Annotated in this window: 14 protein-coding genes and 1 riboswitch; of the genes, 9 read left to right on the plus strand and 5 right to left on the minus strand. The window is 57.9% G+C overall.

Features of this window, described 5'->3' with window-relative positions; translation table 11 throughout:
- Positions 1–113: 113 nt before the first annotated feature.
- A riboswitch (cobalamin riboswitch) is annotated at positions 114–312 on the plus strand.
- A 132-nt stretch (positions 313–444) separates the two neighbouring features.
- From AC2FLP_RS20560 to AC2FLP_RS20580, 5 genes are read left to right on the plus strand one after another with little or no spacing between them, the layout of a single operon-like run.
- Positions 445–1,230 carry a DUF4198 domain-containing protein gene (locus tag AC2FLP_RS20560; RefSeq protein ID WP_299902118.1) on the plus strand — a complete coding sequence of 262 codons (786 nt, stop codon included), beginning with the start codon at positions 445–447 and terminating at the stop codon, positions 1,228–1,230.
- A gap of 6 nt (positions 1,231–1,236) precedes the next feature.
- Positions 1,237–1,848 (plus strand): cobalt transporter CbiM, encoded by a 612-nt coding sequence (gene cbiM / locus AC2FLP_RS20565; protein ID WP_117873580.1) that lies wholly within the window; start codon positions 1,237–1,239, stop codon positions 1,846–1,848.
- A complete protein-coding gene (locus AC2FLP_RS20570) occupies positions 1,845–2,420 on the plus strand; it encodes a NikL family nickel/cobalt ECF transporter subunit (protein WP_496686034.1) in 576 nt (191 codons plus the stop codon). The genes cbiM and AC2FLP_RS20570 overlap by 4 nt, the downstream gene beginning before the upstream one ends.
- Entirely contained in the window at positions 2,420–3,199 is a 780-nt protein-coding gene (cbiQ, locus tag AC2FLP_RS20575; RefSeq protein ID WP_299902123.1) for a cobalt ECF transporter T component CbiQ, read from the plus strand. The genes AC2FLP_RS20570 and cbiQ overlap by 1 nt, the downstream gene beginning before the upstream one ends.
- Entirely contained in the window at positions 3,196–3,846 is a 651-nt protein-coding gene (locus tag AC2FLP_RS20580) for an energy-coupling factor ABC transporter ATP-binding protein (RefSeq protein WP_299902125.1), read from the plus strand. The genes cbiQ and AC2FLP_RS20580 overlap by 4 nt, the downstream gene beginning before the upstream one ends.
- A 104-nt stretch (positions 3,847–3,950) precedes the next feature.
- Here AC2FLP_RS20580 and AC2FLP_RS20585 read toward each other — a convergent pair whose 3' ends face one another.
- The 5 genes from AC2FLP_RS20585 to AC2FLP_RS20605 all read right to left on the minus strand — a co-directional run bounded on the left by AC2FLP_RS20585 (position 3,951) and on the right by AC2FLP_RS20605 (position 10,618).
- Positions 3,951–4,163 carry a hypothetical protein gene (locus AC2FLP_RS20585; protein ID WP_496686031.1) on the minus strand — a complete coding sequence of 71 codons (213 nt, stop codon included), beginning with the start codon at positions 4,161–4,163 and terminating at the stop codon, positions 3,951–3,953.
- A 76-nt stretch (positions 4,164–4,239) separates the two neighbouring features.
- Positions 4,240–5,238 (minus strand): hypothetical protein, encoded by a 999-nt coding sequence (locus tag AC2FLP_RS20590; protein ID WP_496686028.1) that lies wholly within the window; start codon positions 5,236–5,238, stop codon positions 4,240–4,242.
- Positions 5,231–8,944 (minus strand): hypothetical protein, encoded by a 3,714-nt coding sequence (locus tag AC2FLP_RS20595; RefSeq protein WP_496686026.1) that lies wholly within the window; start codon positions 8,942–8,944, stop codon positions 5,231–5,233. Before AC2FLP_RS20595 ends, AC2FLP_RS20590 begins: the two co-directional genes overlap by 8 nt.
- A gap of 176 nt (positions 8,945–9,120) precedes the next feature.
- Positions 9,121–9,966 carry a Rossmann-like and DUF2520 domain-containing protein gene (locus AC2FLP_RS20600; protein WP_496686023.1) on the minus strand — a complete coding sequence of 282 codons (846 nt, stop codon included), beginning with the start codon at positions 9,964–9,966 and terminating at the stop codon, positions 9,121–9,123.
- A 22-nt stretch (positions 9,967–9,988) separates the two neighbouring features.
- Positions 9,989–10,618: a response regulator transcription factor gene (locus tag AC2FLP_RS20605; RefSeq protein WP_496677333.1), complete on the minus strand. Its 630-nt coding sequence runs from the start codon at positions 10,616–10,618 to the stop codon at positions 9,989–9,991.
- A gap of 220 nt (positions 10,619–10,838) precedes the next feature.
- Between AC2FLP_RS20605 and AC2FLP_RS20610 the strand changes: the two genes are divergently transcribed.
- Genes AC2FLP_RS20610 through AC2FLP_RS20625 form a run of 4 tightly spaced genes read left to right on the plus strand, consistent with a single transcriptional unit; the run spans position 10,839 to position 15,150 of the window.
- Positions 10,839–12,080 (plus strand): pyridoxal-phosphate-dependent aminotransferase family protein, encoded by a 1,242-nt coding sequence (locus tag AC2FLP_RS20610; protein WP_299902130.1) that lies wholly within the window; start codon positions 10,839–10,841, stop codon positions 12,078–12,080.
- Between the two features lie 15 nt (positions 12,081–12,095).
- Positions 12,096–13,292, plus strand: a complete 1,197-nt coding sequence (locus AC2FLP_RS20615) for a malate--CoA ligase subunit beta (protein ID WP_117873562.1) — start codon at positions 12,096–12,098, stop codon at positions 13,290–13,292.
- A complete protein-coding gene (gene sucD, locus AC2FLP_RS20620) occupies positions 13,292–14,179 on the plus strand; it encodes a succinate--CoA ligase subunit alpha (protein ID WP_299902133.1) in 888 nt (295 codons plus the stop codon). Before AC2FLP_RS20615 ends, sucD begins: the two co-directional genes overlap by 1 nt.
- Positions 14,179–15,150 carry a 2-hydroxyacid dehydrogenase gene (locus AC2FLP_RS20625; RefSeq protein WP_496686019.1) on the plus strand — a complete coding sequence of 324 codons (972 nt, stop codon included), beginning with the start codon at positions 14,179–14,181 and terminating at the stop codon, positions 15,148–15,150. Before sucD ends, AC2FLP_RS20625 begins: the two co-directional genes overlap by 1 nt.
- Positions 15,151–15,328: the final 178 nt, after the last annotated feature.

Genomic DNA, 15,328 nt, shown 5'->3' on the forward strand with positions numbered 1-15,328 from the left:
CTTCTTCCACTGATGCTTACCAAAGCACGTCAAACCACACCAGACTTCCCAGGCTCATAACTTTTTCGACCGCCATCACAATTGATCGTTGACGGAGACTGGGATTGTCTGGCAAGCCGCTGGACATGTCCGGTTCCGGGGCGCGCTCTGGAATCAATAGGGAATGCGGTGCGGGCTCAGGCCCAATTCCGCAACTGCACCCGCAACTGTAAGCGGCGAGCAGGGCTGAAACGCCACTGGGGTTTTCCCGGGAAGGCCAGTCCGACGCTTTGACCCGCAAGTCAGGATACCTGCCGGGCATGTGCCCCCATAAGGGGCGCTCCTCATCGGCGACGGGATGTGCGTCGGACCAGGATGCCTGAAAGGGCAATTTGGCGTTGGATGTCCCGCAGTCAAAGTGAATTTCGCACCGGGATTGGCGCGACGGGACAAGGACGACTGTTCATGAAAAAGCTGCTCAGTGCAGCCGCTGCCGCGATGGCAATTCCTGCCATGGCAAATGCGCATTTCCTTTTGGAATACACCACCGACACCATGATCGAGAAACCCGGCGATGTGCCGGTCAAGCTGATCTTCTGGCATCCGTTCGAGAACGGTCATGTCATGGATATGGAAAAGCCGCAGGAATTCTATGTGATCCACAACGGCAAAAAAACTGATTTACTTGATACGCTGGAACCTGTCCGCTTCACCGGTGGAGAAAACGAGGGGGCGGCGTTCAAAGGCAGTGTTCCTGTCAAACGTTCGGGCGATTACGTGCTGGTGACGGTTCCTCAACCTTATTATGAGGAAGCCGAAGACATCTATATCCAGCAGTTCACCAAAGCGTTCCTGAACCGCAACGCATTGCCGACCGACTGGATGAACCCTGTGGGTCTGCCGACCGAGATCATACCGCTTAACAAGCCGACCAACATCATCGCAGGTTCGACCTTCACGGGCCGTGTGATGGCTGATGGTCAGCCGGTTGCAGGTGCTGAGATCGAGATCGAGTACATGGCCGCCGAACCTGGCATGGAGAGCTCGGCCGCTTCGACACCGAAGGTGTCACCAATGCCGGGTGGTGCCGTGGTCGCCATATCGGACGACAACGGGTACTTTTCGTTTGGCGTTCCAAAAGCCGGTTACTGGGGTTTCGCAGCACTTGGTTCAGGTCCAGTGACCGAACATGAGGGTAAAGAACTTAGTCAGGATGCGGTCATCTGGATCCGCGCCTGGGATCTGGAGTAAACCCAAATGCACATCGTCGACGGAGCCCTTTCCAACCCGGTCGTGGTCGGCGGTGCCGTCGCCGCTGCGGGTGGGATTGCCATGGGCCTCAGGTCACTGGATCTTGACCGCATCCCCACTGCCGGAGTGTTGTCAGCCAGTTTCTTCGTGGCATCGTTGATCCACGTACCCATTGGTCCGTCATCGGTACATTTGATCCTCAATGGCATGGCTGGACTGCTGCTTGGCTGGGCCGCATTCCCGGCTTTGTTCGTCGGGCTTTTGCTGCAGGCGGTCTTTTTCGGCTTTGGCGGATTGACGGTGTTGGGGATCAACACCGTCAATATCGCTTTGCCCGCGGTGGTGGCCGGATTGTTGTTTGGTCGCCTGATCGCGCGTGGGACGCCTTTGCAGGGTGCGATCTGGGGTGGCTTGGGCGGCGCATTTGCCATTGCGGCGACGACCGGCATGGTCGCGACTTCACTGGCACTGTCGGGGGATGAGTTCCTGCCCGCTGCCAAGCTTGTTTTCTTTGCACATATACCTGTCATGGCCATCGAAGCGATTTTGACCGGGTTCGCCGTTTTGCTGGCGCGCAAAGTCAAGCCCGAGCTGTTTGTCAGAGGAGCGACCACATGAAGCATCTGGTTATCACACTGGCTTTGTGCTGTGCGCCTTTGCCTGCGCTGGCGCATAAAGTCATAGCCGGTGTTTTTGTGTCCGGTGATGCCATAGAGGGTGAGATCGGTTTTTCCAGCGGCGATATGGCAAGCGATACCGAAGTCATTGTTACTGGCCCGGATGGGGCAGAGCTGGGTCGCACGGTGACGGATGCAGACGGGTTTTTTATCTACACTCCGAACTCAGCCGTGGCGCATACATTCTTTGCTGACCTGGGCGCCGGGCACGTGGCCCAGATTACTATGCCTGCAGAGGACGTCGCGCAGATTATGGGTGTTGTCGCAGAAAAAGCGGACAGCGCAACTTCGGCGACCATGGCCCAGACTGTCGGTTCCGCGACTTCACTAGGCCAAGAGGAACGACAGATTATCGCAAAGGCCGTTCGTGACGAGTTGCGCCCGCTCAGGCGCGAGATCGCGGCCTATCGCGAACAGAATGACCTGCAAACCATCCTTGGCGGGATCGGGTACATCGTTGGTCTGTTCGGTCTGGGCTTTTACATGGCGGCGCGCCGCAAGCTGGCGGCCTGATGGCACACGTCCTGGGGCACCAAGAGAAAACACTGGCCGAAGCCGGTGACGGGCCTGAAGGTCTGATCAACCTGCTGGATCCTCGGATGCGGATCGTCATGGCAGTTGCTTTTGCAGTCGTGACCGTGGCGCTGTCAGCCCTCATTGCGCTTTGCGCGGCGTTGACCGTGTCTCTTTCGCTTTTGATGATTTCACGCTTGCCGTGGCGAAAGACGTTGAAGCGAATGGCCATGATGGATGGATTCATCCTGTTTATGCTGATCCTGCTGCCCTTTTCCATGCCCGGAGACATGATGTTCACGCTTTGGGGGTACCCGGCAAGCTGGCAAGGCTTCTGGAAAGCGGTCCAGATTTCTTTGACCGCCAATGCCGTGATCCTGTCCCTGCTGGTGTTGGTTGGCACGATGGAGCCGGTCACCCTGGGTCACGCCTTGCATCGTCTGCGCTGCCCTGAAAAGCTGGTTTACCTTCTGATGTTTACAATTCGGTATATCGAGGTGTTGCGGGAAGAGTATCTGCGCTTGCGCGCCGCCATGAAGGTGCGCGGTTTTCGGCCAGCGACCAACTGGCACACATATCGCAGCTTTGGTTACCTGGTGGGCATGATGCTGGTGCGCGCGATCGAAAGATCGGAACGCATTCTGGCCGCGATGAAGTGCCGGGGGTTTTCCGGGCGTATGCCGTTGCTTCAGGAATTTGACCTGACCCGCAGAGACATTGTGTTTGCTGCTGGATTCAGCGGTCTCTGCCTGGGTCTGATCATTCTGGAATTCGTATGACACTGATCGCGCTAGAAGACATCTGTTTTTCCTACCCCGGCCAGCCACCCGTCCTCGACGGAGCAAGCCTGAGCCTGAATGCCGGGCAGCGCCTGTCTCTGACTGGTCCGAACGGTGCGGGAAAATCGACGCTCCTGCGCATCATACTTGGGTTGCAGCGCCCGAGTTCTGGCACCGTCACCGTTTTTGGTCAGCAACGCGTGGAGGAGGCGGATTTCCGCGAAGTGCGCCGCCGGGTGGGGCTTGTATTTCAGGATGCGGACGATCAACTGTTCTGTCCGACCGTCGCCGAAGACATCGCCTTTGGGCCGCTCAATCTGGGCAAGACACGCGACGAAGCGCTTCCCATTGTCGATAAAGTGCTTGGCGATCTGGACTTGATGCACTTAAAGAACCGCATCACGCACAAATTGTCAGGCGGCGAAAAACGGCTGGTGACACTGGCGACAGTTCTGGCGATGGATCCCGAAGTTCTGTTGCTGGACGAACCGACGAATGCGCTGGATACGAAAAACGAAGCGCGCTTGCTGGAAATCCTGCGAGCGTTGCCACAGGCGGTTCTGCTGGTCAGTCATTCGCCGGCGTTCCGCACGGAACTGGCACCGGATGCACTGGACCTTCGCGACGGGAAGCTGGTGCCGGCCTGACCTGTTCTCGTGGCAACCAGATACAGTGGTTTCAGAAATGCTATCACGCCGCCTGAGCCAAGCCATGAAGCCGAAAGCGAACCCTGTGGGTCGTCAGGCCTGGACTATGTTCGCTTTCGGCTCATCAGCCCATATCTGACAGCCCATGCCCGAAAGGATCCGCGTCTGCGCCTGTCCTGTTTCACAGGTTGTTTGGATTGTGCACCGCCTTTGCGATTGAATTCGAATACGTCGATTACCCGCTCGGCGCAGCCACAGGTTTCGCCCATGCCGACTTTGGCGAAATAGAACTTCTCGAAACGCTCCGGGTTTTGCATGGCTGACCTCCTGGTTGCATTAAACCCCTTGAAGGGAGTCTTGCCAAATCACTTTCATGCGTTTCAAGCAGCCGCGCTATGGAGCGGCAAATTCGTTTCCTGTCCAGACATTGTCCAGTTGATTGAAAACCGGTGAGGTAATGAGCATTTCAGCGGAATAAAGTAGTTGCAGCTCGTCCGCAAACCGCGTGACGCCCGGCACAAGCCCGGTGATATTGCGCCATTCTGCCCAGGTTCCGGGATTCGACAGGATGGTCGGATTGCCGGGATCAGCTGTCTGGTGCCACCCGGCGGCGTTCAGTAGTGGCGTGAGCGCAAAGCGCGCATCATTGCTGTCGACCTCGGAACAGGCTGCGGCATCGCATTCCCAACTCGTCCAGTCCGCCGCCGCGATGGTTCCGGCGATCGGAGCGGCGGCGTCGATGACCCGAACCAAAACCTCGAAACCGCCACCAGCAGTCGGGCGGCTTAGCGACAGGGGATCGGTTGCCACGGCGTGTAAAGCCGCAGTTGGTGCCAGGCTGAGTGTTCGGCCGATCAGAGCTAACTGTGCAGAGCCGTCTGTTGCGGGCGCAGACCCCGCGGAAGGCAGAATCCTGACGGGTGTCAAAATCGGAACCGCGCCACCACGGATCGTGATTTCCTGCACAGCATTGTCAAAGGCCGGAACAAAGTCGCTGCGGATCGTATAGGTCAACGGGAAGCTGGGTTGTTGTGGCCCCGCAGGTCGGGCGCCGTCACGTGTGACAAAGGACAACGGTGGAACGGCACCGGGCTGTGGCAGCGAAATCTGCGGCCCTGCTATGCCCAGAGCGGCCGCGATCATGCGCGAGCGCTGTTCGGCTTCTCCATATTCGCTCAGCAGATTTAAGTAGCCGCCGATCTCGGTGATATTGCGCGGCGCTGGGATGCGGGATGGGGCAACGTCTCCTGCGATGGCCAGCCTGTGGGCTATCACCTCTCGGGCGCGCTGTATCGCCGGAGAGTTGGTGGTTTCGAGAATATTGATGATGGCCTCGGCAAGGCTTTCATCAATACCGGGTTCGGGGGTTGCATTTGTGCTGGTGTCACTCATCGTCGTCCTCCGCAGGGGCGCTCAGGCCATTGAGGAAATCCAGAACGGACTGGCTGCCGGCCTTGGTTGCGCTTCCGTCATCCGCATCTGTATTCGCTTTGGTAAAGGCCCCAAAGAGCTTGGCCAGAAGCAACGTGTTGGAGGGATTCGCCAGAGCGGCAGCACCGCCGGGGAAATCCTTGAACAGGTTTTGTGTAAAGGCCGCTTGGTTGCCGTCCGGTTGTCCGCCGATCAGCGCAGAAACACCCGAGGCGTTCTTGGCTATATCTTCAAACCCCTTGATCTTTGCGGCATTGTCGGCAGCTGACTTTTTCTTTTCGGCAGCTTGTTTCTTGGCTTCTTCCTCTTTTCGGGCCGCAGCGATCTCCTGGCCCTTGCCTGCAAGCTCAGTGGCCTTGCCGACAAGCTCTTTGGTCAGATCCGTCGCTGTGTCTATAGCCTTGTCCCGACCGGCGGCGACTGATTGTGTTTCCAGTGCCAGTTGCGCCTGCAGCTCCTTCAGACCTGTCAGATCGGTTCCCGCCCGCGCGAGATCGGGCGCGGCCTTGAGGATTTCGGCCAGTTGCGAAGTGGGCACGGCCTGGCCTGTGCCAATGTCCCCACCTGCGATGGTGAGCGTGTTCGAAGGTTGATTGGCCGGCAGGTCTGATGGCGCACGGGTGCCAAAGATTGCATCGCTGTCCACGGGTAAGACCGGCGTGTCACCAACCGGAGGTGGCGTCGGGCTGTCCTGCCAGTTCCAAAAGCGGCGATGGTCGATCATCTCGCAGGAATTGCAGCGGCCCAGTACTGCCTCGCCCAACAGGCCTCTGGTCGGCAGTGAGATCGTGCGGCGCGGTGGTCGGAAGTCTTCCCTATGGAAGGCTAACAGACTGTCCTGAATGTCGCCGGTCCGCATCTCCATTCTGTCGGCCAGATCGGGCGGGATCGAGAATGGCATGATCATCGCATTGCCGTAGAAGCCCAACACCTTGTTTTGGACTGTGCTGAGCAGTGATATCTCGCTTGAAGCGTCATCCAACCCGCCATCCGGCACGCCAATCGTGAAACGTTCCAGCAGGATGGCGCGTTCTTCATCCGTCATACTGGCCCAGATCACGCGGGAATAGCGAACGGTGTCGGCCACGATATGTTGATACATTTCTTCGATCCGCCGTAGATCACGACGCGACAGCACGTCCGGCACTTCCTGTACGGAATAGGGCAGGGTTGCAGGCAATGCCTGGAATGTGTTGTCGTCAACGATGGTCTGTGCGTCTTCGTTCATGCGCGCCTCAAACTCGCTGATCATTGGCGCGCCGACCAGATCGTCGAAATCCGAACCCGAAATCGTCGTGTGAAGACTCCGGTTGATGTTGCGCGTGGCGCGATCCAGATCATCGGCATCTTCTAGGTTCGAGATATGCTCCCAAATGTTGAAGATGTTGATCGGGTCGGGGCCGGTATAGAATGAGTAGGCAAAAGAGCCCGTCCGCCTGCGCAACTCGACGCGGGCGATGTCCGAACGTTCGACCGAGCGGGGCAAAGCCACGGATCCGGTATAAGTCCGCCGCTTCGTTGGATCGCGGCGCGCGTCAGCCAGCCGAACCAGCAAGTTTTCACGTGTCTCGGCAGGCAAGTCATGCAGGTTGTCGATGTCAATCGGCGATCCGGTCAGAGGCACCGGTCCGACGCGGTCGCCATCCTGAGTGAAGATCACGGCGGAAATGTCATCGTTAGGCATAAAAGTGCCCTGAGCCTCAAAACTGACGATGTCCTGCGCGACACCCGGAGCATTTTGCGGAGATGCGTCCTTGTCGGCATAAAACTCTTCCAGCAGTTTGAGCGCGGTGCGGAATCTGCGACGGTTTCGGAACACGCGGCGGAAAACGTCTGCGTGGCGCAGGATCACTTTGTATCGGTGCAGCAACCCGGACCGGTTGACATTGCCCGGCAATTGATCGCCTTGCCCCAGGCGGCGAAAGCGGATGAGTTGCATTGGAACGAAGACCACCAATTGCACCCCTTCGATCCGCGTTTCCAGGGAAAAGTCGCGCAGAACTTCGAACCATTGCATCGTCATTGCATGACAATGGTTGCGGTTGGCCACGAACTTTGTTGTTGCCGTCCGCCGATCACTTGCCGTTGCGGTTCGCACACTTGTTCGGGCAGAGTTTCTTTTGACAGAAGCGGCCCGTTCCAGCGCGGCCGAGAACGTCTCATGCGTATCTGACAGAAAATCGCGTGACGTGTTCTGCGTGTTGGACGAACTGCCTGACGAGTTGGAACTGGAGCGCGCTCCGCTGAAGCCGACCCCGCCAACTATGGCCCCGATGCCGCCAAACAGACCGCCACCAATGCCACCCGCGCCACCAAAACTCTTTGTAGACGCCTTGGTCGAGAAGGAGGACGTACCGCGGATCACTTCATCGAGCGCGGTTTCAAATGTACTGTTGAAGGAAGTGTCGCGCGCTTCTTCGAATTCCTGTTGTTCCTCGAACGTCAGGCTTTCACGTTCGCGCACGGTCAGGGTTTCACGTTGTTCCGAAACGACGATCCGCTGTTCCTCGCCCGGGGCAAGCGGCAGGGAATAGACCAGACGGCCCAACGACATACCGGCGTGAACGGCGGTCGAGCGCATCTTGGCAATGTAGCCGAGCGCAAGGCTGGAGGCCTTTGGCACATCTTGCGGGCGCTGCTCAAGATCTTCGAAGAAATCTTCTACATCAATGGGTTCGTCAATTGGTATCCGGTCGCGAAAATCCCAGTCTCCGCCGTCATTGTTGAAAGCGTTCAAAAGGGTTTCGGCAGAAAGGTTGGCCTGCGCAAAAGTGCTGCCCGGGATTGTCGTGACAAAGCGATTGCCGCCAACAGGGCGGGTTCGGACGATATTTTTCGGCCCGACCAGCGGATCAATCAACCGGTAGAGAACCGAATAGCGCCGTCGTGAAACTGTGCCACCTTCGGTCCGGTATTCCGAGGCGCAGTCACCTTCGCCCAGCACGATGGGCGCCTGCGTGCCAGTGAAATCGGATATGTTTTCTTCCGCATCCTCGGGATCCACCGGCAGAATATCAGCAAGCTCGCCCAGGACCGAGCGCTGCAAAGGGAGGACAGTGCGATCCAGCACCACAAGTCCCAGTTCGCCATCCAATACATCAATGCGCGGCACCGCTTCAGTCAGAGTGGTGTTCTGCCCGCGAATTCGCAACCTCAGGCCATTTTGCGGCAGCCGCAAGTTGGGCAGATCAAGGGAAAACAGGCCCCGCGCATCCGTAACGGCGGCTTTTACAGCCCAGGAAAAATCCGCGTTGTCGATACCTTCATTGGCGGTAAAGGTGGGGCGCAGCGCTTCAACGATTACCCGCTCGGCGGGGGTCCCGTCGGGATTGATCAGTTCTCCGCGCAGTTTCGGGGCAAGGGTAGGGACGACAGCGCCCAGAAATCCCTCGGCCAAATCTTTGCGAATGGTTTCGAGCTGTCGAAAGACTGCACCAGTGGCCTGCACGCGCTGATCGACCAGATCGTTGATTACTTCGGCGGACAGGTCGATACCGACACCACGGCGCAACGCCTTGAGTTTCTCGGCTTCGACGCGTCTGAGATCGTCAACACTGTCAGCTGTAAAGCTGGCCGATCCTGAGATTTCCGCCGAGATCGTGGGATTTGGTCGGGAGGTCGGAAGGGACAGCGTAATACGCGGGGGCTCACTGCTGGAGTCGGACATGAAGTCACCTCGTTGGAAAGCGCGGCAAGAAACTGAGTGCGGGGAAAATTAAATCTTGAAAGTTGACCCAACGTAACATGTTTCAGGGATTCGCAAAAGAAACGCTCGGGCCTGCCTTTTCCGCGACGCGTTTCGAGCGCAGGTTCCAAAATGCTTTCCAGCAATGGATCTGGCGATTATTTCGTGAAACCGGTTGCCTTCAGCTTCTGCGCCAGCGAACTCATTTGCCTGTAAATTTCACCTGCATCGCGGTGCCACGCCGCTACATCCGTACCCTGCCGGGCAACGACCTCTTCGTCCCCTCTTGCCGCTGGACCGGTCAGGGCAGCTTGCGGCCCAAGAAGGTCGACGTTTTCGACTGTGCTGCTCAACAAACCAGCGTTGAGCTTGCGGGCAGTTTCGTCCGGCACGCCCGCCTCGGCCCACGCCTCGCGGGCGATGGCCTGCAAGACAACGGCGAAGTTGTTCGATATCACAGCGGCTGCATGATACAGGCTTTTGCTTTCAGACCGGATGGGAAAACAGGTGGCCCCCAATCCTTCCAGAAGCGGCTGAATGAACGCTGTGGCTTCTTCGTCGCCTTCCAACCCGCATAGCGCCTCTGTGAATTGCGCGGCAGCGGCCTGTGGATCGGCGAAGGACAGGACGGGGTGAACGCTGGCCAGAGACCACGAGAGGCTGCGCAACGACGCCAGTTGCTCGGCGGGATAATAGCCGCTGCAATGGAACGCCACTGAAGACCTCCCGGTTATTTCTTGGTTCTCGAAGGCCTCTTTCAATTCGTGGGCCACCGAAGAAATTTGCGTGTCGGGCACTGATATGATCCACAGATCAGCGGGTCGCAAATCGGCATAGCTTCCTGCAACGCGCCCGGTTTTGGACAATTGGGCGGCTTCATTTGCCGAGTGAAAGGATGTGCTCAGAACATCCTGAATACGGCAGCCATCAGTGCCATCCAGAAGGCTGATCAGCGTTTTGCCGACCCGCCCGGCACCGACAACATTTATTTTGATTTCAGTCATCCGGGCTCTCTGTTCTCGTCGTCTAGTCGGCGCCACGGTGGGACGAATAGAAAAACGCAATGGCTTGTGTTCTGTTTTTGACGTTCAGCTTCTCATAGATATTTGACAGGTGAAACTTGACCGTGTTGGTGGATATCTGAAGTTCCTTGGACAGTTCCCGGTTCGACATCCCCTGTGCCAAGGCCTCCAGAATGGCGCGTTCCTTGCGTGAAAGGCTTTGAATCGGATCCTGTTTCATCTTCCGGACGTCGATGAACGGAAACACCATCTTGCCTGCTGCCACTTCGGCACAGGTCTCAAGAAGCACGTCAACCTCGCCCGAGCGGGCAGCAAATCCAGCGGCACCCGCCTGCATGGCCAATCGCGGGACATCTCCGGAGGCATCGCCGTAGATGACAAAGCGCGGAGCATCGGCCTGATCGCGCAACACCTCGATCAATTTGGCAGCGCCCAGGGCCGGAAGCGTCCAGTCCACAACGCCGACCTGAACAGGTATCCGCATCACCGTTCCCAGAAACCCTTCTGCCGTCGCCGAAGTGGCGACCAGAGAGAATCGGGGATCACGTTCGAATATTTCCGACATGGCAGACAGAACCAGCGGATTGCTGTCGGCAAGCATGATGTCGATGGGTTTGCCCGATGTTTCAACCATATGATTTTGCCCTGACTTTCTAAAAAGCTACCCAAAAGGGTGGGGATATTTTCGGTATACCTCGGTATTTTTACCAATATAGGTGGGTAAAACCCCATACCTTTAGACATCCTAAAGCAGTAGTAAGTTACGTTGCGCCGTTGGGCAAGCTCGCGTTTTCTGGTCGACACCTTAACACATCAGGCCGCAATGCCCGGCCAACAGCCGAGGATGTCAGACCATGACTTTTCAGATTTTCCCTCCGCTCGAAATTCCCGAGACCCTTGCCGCGGGGCCAGGGCCGGGCAACACGGATGTACGTGTTCTGAAAGCCTTCGCCGACGCAGGTGTTGCCGATCACATGCAGGGCGATGTCCTCAGGGGCATGATCGAATGCAAGCATATGCTGCGGAAAATCTGGGGCACTGGAAACGCTTATACGTTCGCTGTCGCGGGTACCGGCTGGAGCGCTCTGGACACCATGTTCTCGGCCGTCATGCCGGGCGACAAGGTTGTTGCGTTCACCAATGGCACATTCTCGGGGATCGACGCGCTGACGCTGCGGATCAAGGCGGCCACGGCCGCCGAGCACGCGGCCAGCCCGCTTGACCCACAGGCGGCGACTGTCACAGTAGTCGAAGTTCCACATGGCCAACCGGTGGCGGCTGAGATGGTTGAAGCCGCTCTGGCTGGACACAAACCGAAATGGGCCTTCATGGCGCATTGGGAAACCGGATCCGGAAGGGTGAACGACCTGCGCGGTTTCTCGGACGCGTGTGAACGTCATGGGGCGATGGGGCTGATCGATGCGGTTTCGTCTCTGGGTGTCGAAGACTTTTCGATCGATGACTATCCGGGTGTCGCAGGTTGGGCATCCTGTCCACAGAAAGGCCTGTGCTGCCTGCCGCTGACCTATGCTCCTGTCAGCTTTACCGATGCCTATATCGAGACGTTGAAATCCACAGGTGCCTATACCTATGTGCACAATCCGATTTTTGAGGCCCGTCACTGGGGCATCGTCGATGGGCAGGACGTGGAAAAGAGCACCTACCACCGAACCCATTCGGGGTACGCGGTGGCTGCGTTCCACGAGTCATTGCGCCTGACCTTGCAGGAAGGTCTGGCCAAGCGGTCGATGTCTTACCGGACGCATGAAAAGGTTCTTCGGGACGCGGTGACCGAGATGGGATGCGTGGTCACCTCGGACATGCCCAGCCTGATCGTGCTCAACCTGCCTTCCGAACTTTCTGGCCGCGAGATGGAACTGGTGCAGAACTGCCGTGCACGCGGGTTTGGCATCTGGCCCACTTTGAGCGAACCGGTGCAGGTGCGCATCGGCATCCTCAATCAATTGAATCGCGAGGCCGTCAGCCGGATCGTACGCCTGTTCGCCGAAGCCATTCGCGAGCTGGGCGGTGAGGTCGATCAAGACGCGATCGAAGCTCTGCTGGAAAGCCGTTACGGCACTTCAATAGCTGCGTAAACAGGAGCGCATCAGATGGATATCCACGAATACCAGGCGAAAGAAGTTCTTTCGAAATTTGGCGTCGATGTGCCCGCGGGTGCGCTTGCCTACAGTCCTGAACAAGCGGCCTACCGGGCGCGTGAACTGGGTGGCGACAAATGGATTGTCAAGGCGCAGGTCCATGCGGGCGGTCGCGGCAAGGCCGGAGGGGTCAAGCTCTGCAACAGCGAAAACGAAATCTACAAGGCTTGTGATGATCTGTTCGGTCGCAAGCTGGTCACGCATCAGACAGGTCCTGAAGGCAAAGGCATCTATCGTGTTTATGTCGAAGCCGCAGTACCGATTGACCGCGAAATTTACCTTGGCTTTGTTCTGGACCGCTCCAGCCAGCGGGTGATGATCGTTGCCTCGTCCGAAGGCGGAATGGAGATCGAGGATATCTCGGCCGACCGCCCCGACAGCATAGTAAGGTCCATCGTGGAACCGGCCGTCGGGCTTCAGGAATTTCAGGCCCGTGAAATCGCCTTCAATCTTGGGGTTGAAGCCAAACTGATCCAGCAAATGGTGCGGACGTTTCAGGGCTGTTATGCCGCCTTCAGCAATCTCGACGCCACGATGGTTGAAATCAACCCGCTGGTCATCACCGGTGATGATCGGGTGCTGGCGCTGGATGCCAAGATGAGCTTTGACGACAACGCCCTGTTCCGCCACCCCCAGATCGCCGAATTGCGCGACAAGAGCCAGGAAGACCCGCGCGAAAGCCGCGCCGCGGATCGTGGGCTGTCTTATGTCGGACTTGACGGCAATATCGGCTGCATCGTCAACGGGGCCGGTCTAGCGATGGCCACCATGGACACGATCAAGCTGGCAGGCGGCGAGCCTGCAAATTTCCTCGACATCGGGGGAGGCGCGTCACCTGAACGGGTGGCCAAGGCGTTCCGGCTGGTTCTGTCGGATGACAATGTTCAGGCCATTCTGGTCAACATCTTCGCTGGTATCAACCGCTGCGACTGGGTGGCTGAAGGTGTCGTGCAGGCGTTGAAGGAACTTGATCTCGATCTTCCGGTCGTTGTGCGGCTGGCCGGAACGAATGTCGAAGAAGGCCAGAAAATCCTTGCCAAATCCGGACTGCCGATCATTCGCGCCACGACGCTGATGGAGGCGGCAGAACGCGCTGTGGGCGCGTGGAAAAACGACCTTACTCAAGGCACCAAGATGAGGGCTGTTTAATGAGCATTCTTCTCGATCGTGACACGCGCGTCATCGTACAGGGCATCACCGGTCGTATGGCCCGGTTCCATACCAAGGACATGCTGAACTATGGCACAAACGTGGTGGGTGGCGTGGTGCCCGGCAAGGGTGGCGAAACCGTCGAAGGCGTTCCGGTTTTTGACACCGTCAAGCAGGCCGTCGAAGTCACCGGCGCGGATGCCAGCCTGGTCTTCGTGCCGCCCCCGTTCGCTGCGGATTCGATCATGGAGGCCGCAGATGCCGGTATCCGCTATTGCGTCTGCATCACCGACGGCATTCCGGCACAGGATATGATCCGGGTAAAACGGTATATGTATCGCTACCCCAAAGAGAAGCGCATGGTGCTGACCGGTCCGAACTGCGCCGGCACCATCTCGCCCGGAAAGGCGTTGTTGGGCATCATGCCAGGACATATCTATCTTCCCGGACATGTAGGGATCATCGGTCGCTCGGGGACATTGGGTTATGAGGCGGCGGCCCAGCTGAAAGAGCGTGGGATCGGCGTTTCGACCAGCGTCGGGATCGGAGGCGACCCGATAAACGGGTCATCCTTCAAAGACATCCTTCAGCGGTTTGAAGGTGACGAAGACACGCATGTCATTGCGATGATCGGTGAAATCGGAGGCCCGCAGGAGGCGGAAGCCGCCGAATATATTCGCGACCACATCTCCAAACCTGTGATCGCCTATGTCGCCGGCCTGACAGCTCCGAAAGGCCGTACCATGGGGCACGCAGGTGCGATCATCTCGGCCTTCGGCGAAAGCGCCAGCGAAAAGGTCGAGATTCTGTCCGCCGCAGGTGTCACCGTGGCCGAAAACCCTGCCGTGATCGGTGAGACAATCGCCCGAGTGATGGAGGCTGCGTGATGGTCAAACCTTCGGTTCTGGTAACCCGTCGCTGGCCCGCTGCCGTTGAGGCACAGCTAGCCGAGAACTACAACACCGTACTGAACATCGGGGACAAACCCATGTCCCCGGCTGAAATCCGGCAAGCGTTGAAATCTTATGACGCCGTTCTGCCCACTGTAACGGACACGCTGAGCGCCGAGGCACTGGATGTGCCAGGTGTACAGACGAAGATTCTTGCCAATTATGGTGTTGGGTACAGCCATATCTGCGAGCCATCGGCACGCGAATTGGGTATGACCGTGACCAACACGCCCGATGTTTTGTCCGAATGCACCGCCGATATCGCCATGACCCTTCTGCTGATGGTTGCGCGTCGGGCGGGTGAGGGCGAACGCGAGCTGCGTTCAGGTAAGTGGACAGGATGGCGACCGACGCATCTGGTGGGAACCAAGGTCAGCGGTAAGACACTGGGCATCATCGGATATGGCCGTATCGGACAGGAGATGGCACGCCGTGCTCATCACGGGTTCGGTATGGACGTGCTGGTCTGCAACCGAAGCGCCGTATCGCCCGATGTTCTCGCCGAATGCAATGCGAGACAGGTGGACACAATAGACGACCTGCTGCCGCAATGTGACTTTGTCTCATTGCATTGTCCGGGCGGCGCAGCCAACCGTCATCTGATCAATTCGCGCAGACTTGGCCTGATGAGGCCTGACGCATTCCTGATAAATACTGCACGGGGCGAAGTGATCGACGAATGGGCGCTGATCCAGGCTTTGATGTTTGACATGATCGGCGGCGCTGCATTGGACGTTTTCGATGGTGAACCGCGTGTCAGCCCGGACCTGTTGCAATGCGACAACCTCGTCATGCTGCCTCATCTGGGCAGTGCAACACGCGAAGCACGCGAGGCGATGGGGTTTCGGGTTCTCGACAACCTGAGCGATTTTTTCGAAGGCCGTGAACCTCGGGACCGTGTGATCTGAGGGCACCATCAAACACCACGCACTGGCTTCCAACGCAGCCCTGGCTGTATTGCGTTCCCCTATAAGGAGATATGACCCGTGAATGCACCGCATCGTTCAGACGGATTTTTTACCCAGTCCCTTGCTGATCGTGATCCTGAGCTTTTTGGCTCGATCACGTCGGAACTGGGTCGTCAGC

This window comes from Ruegeria sp. CDSA141, from assembly GCF_059612005.1.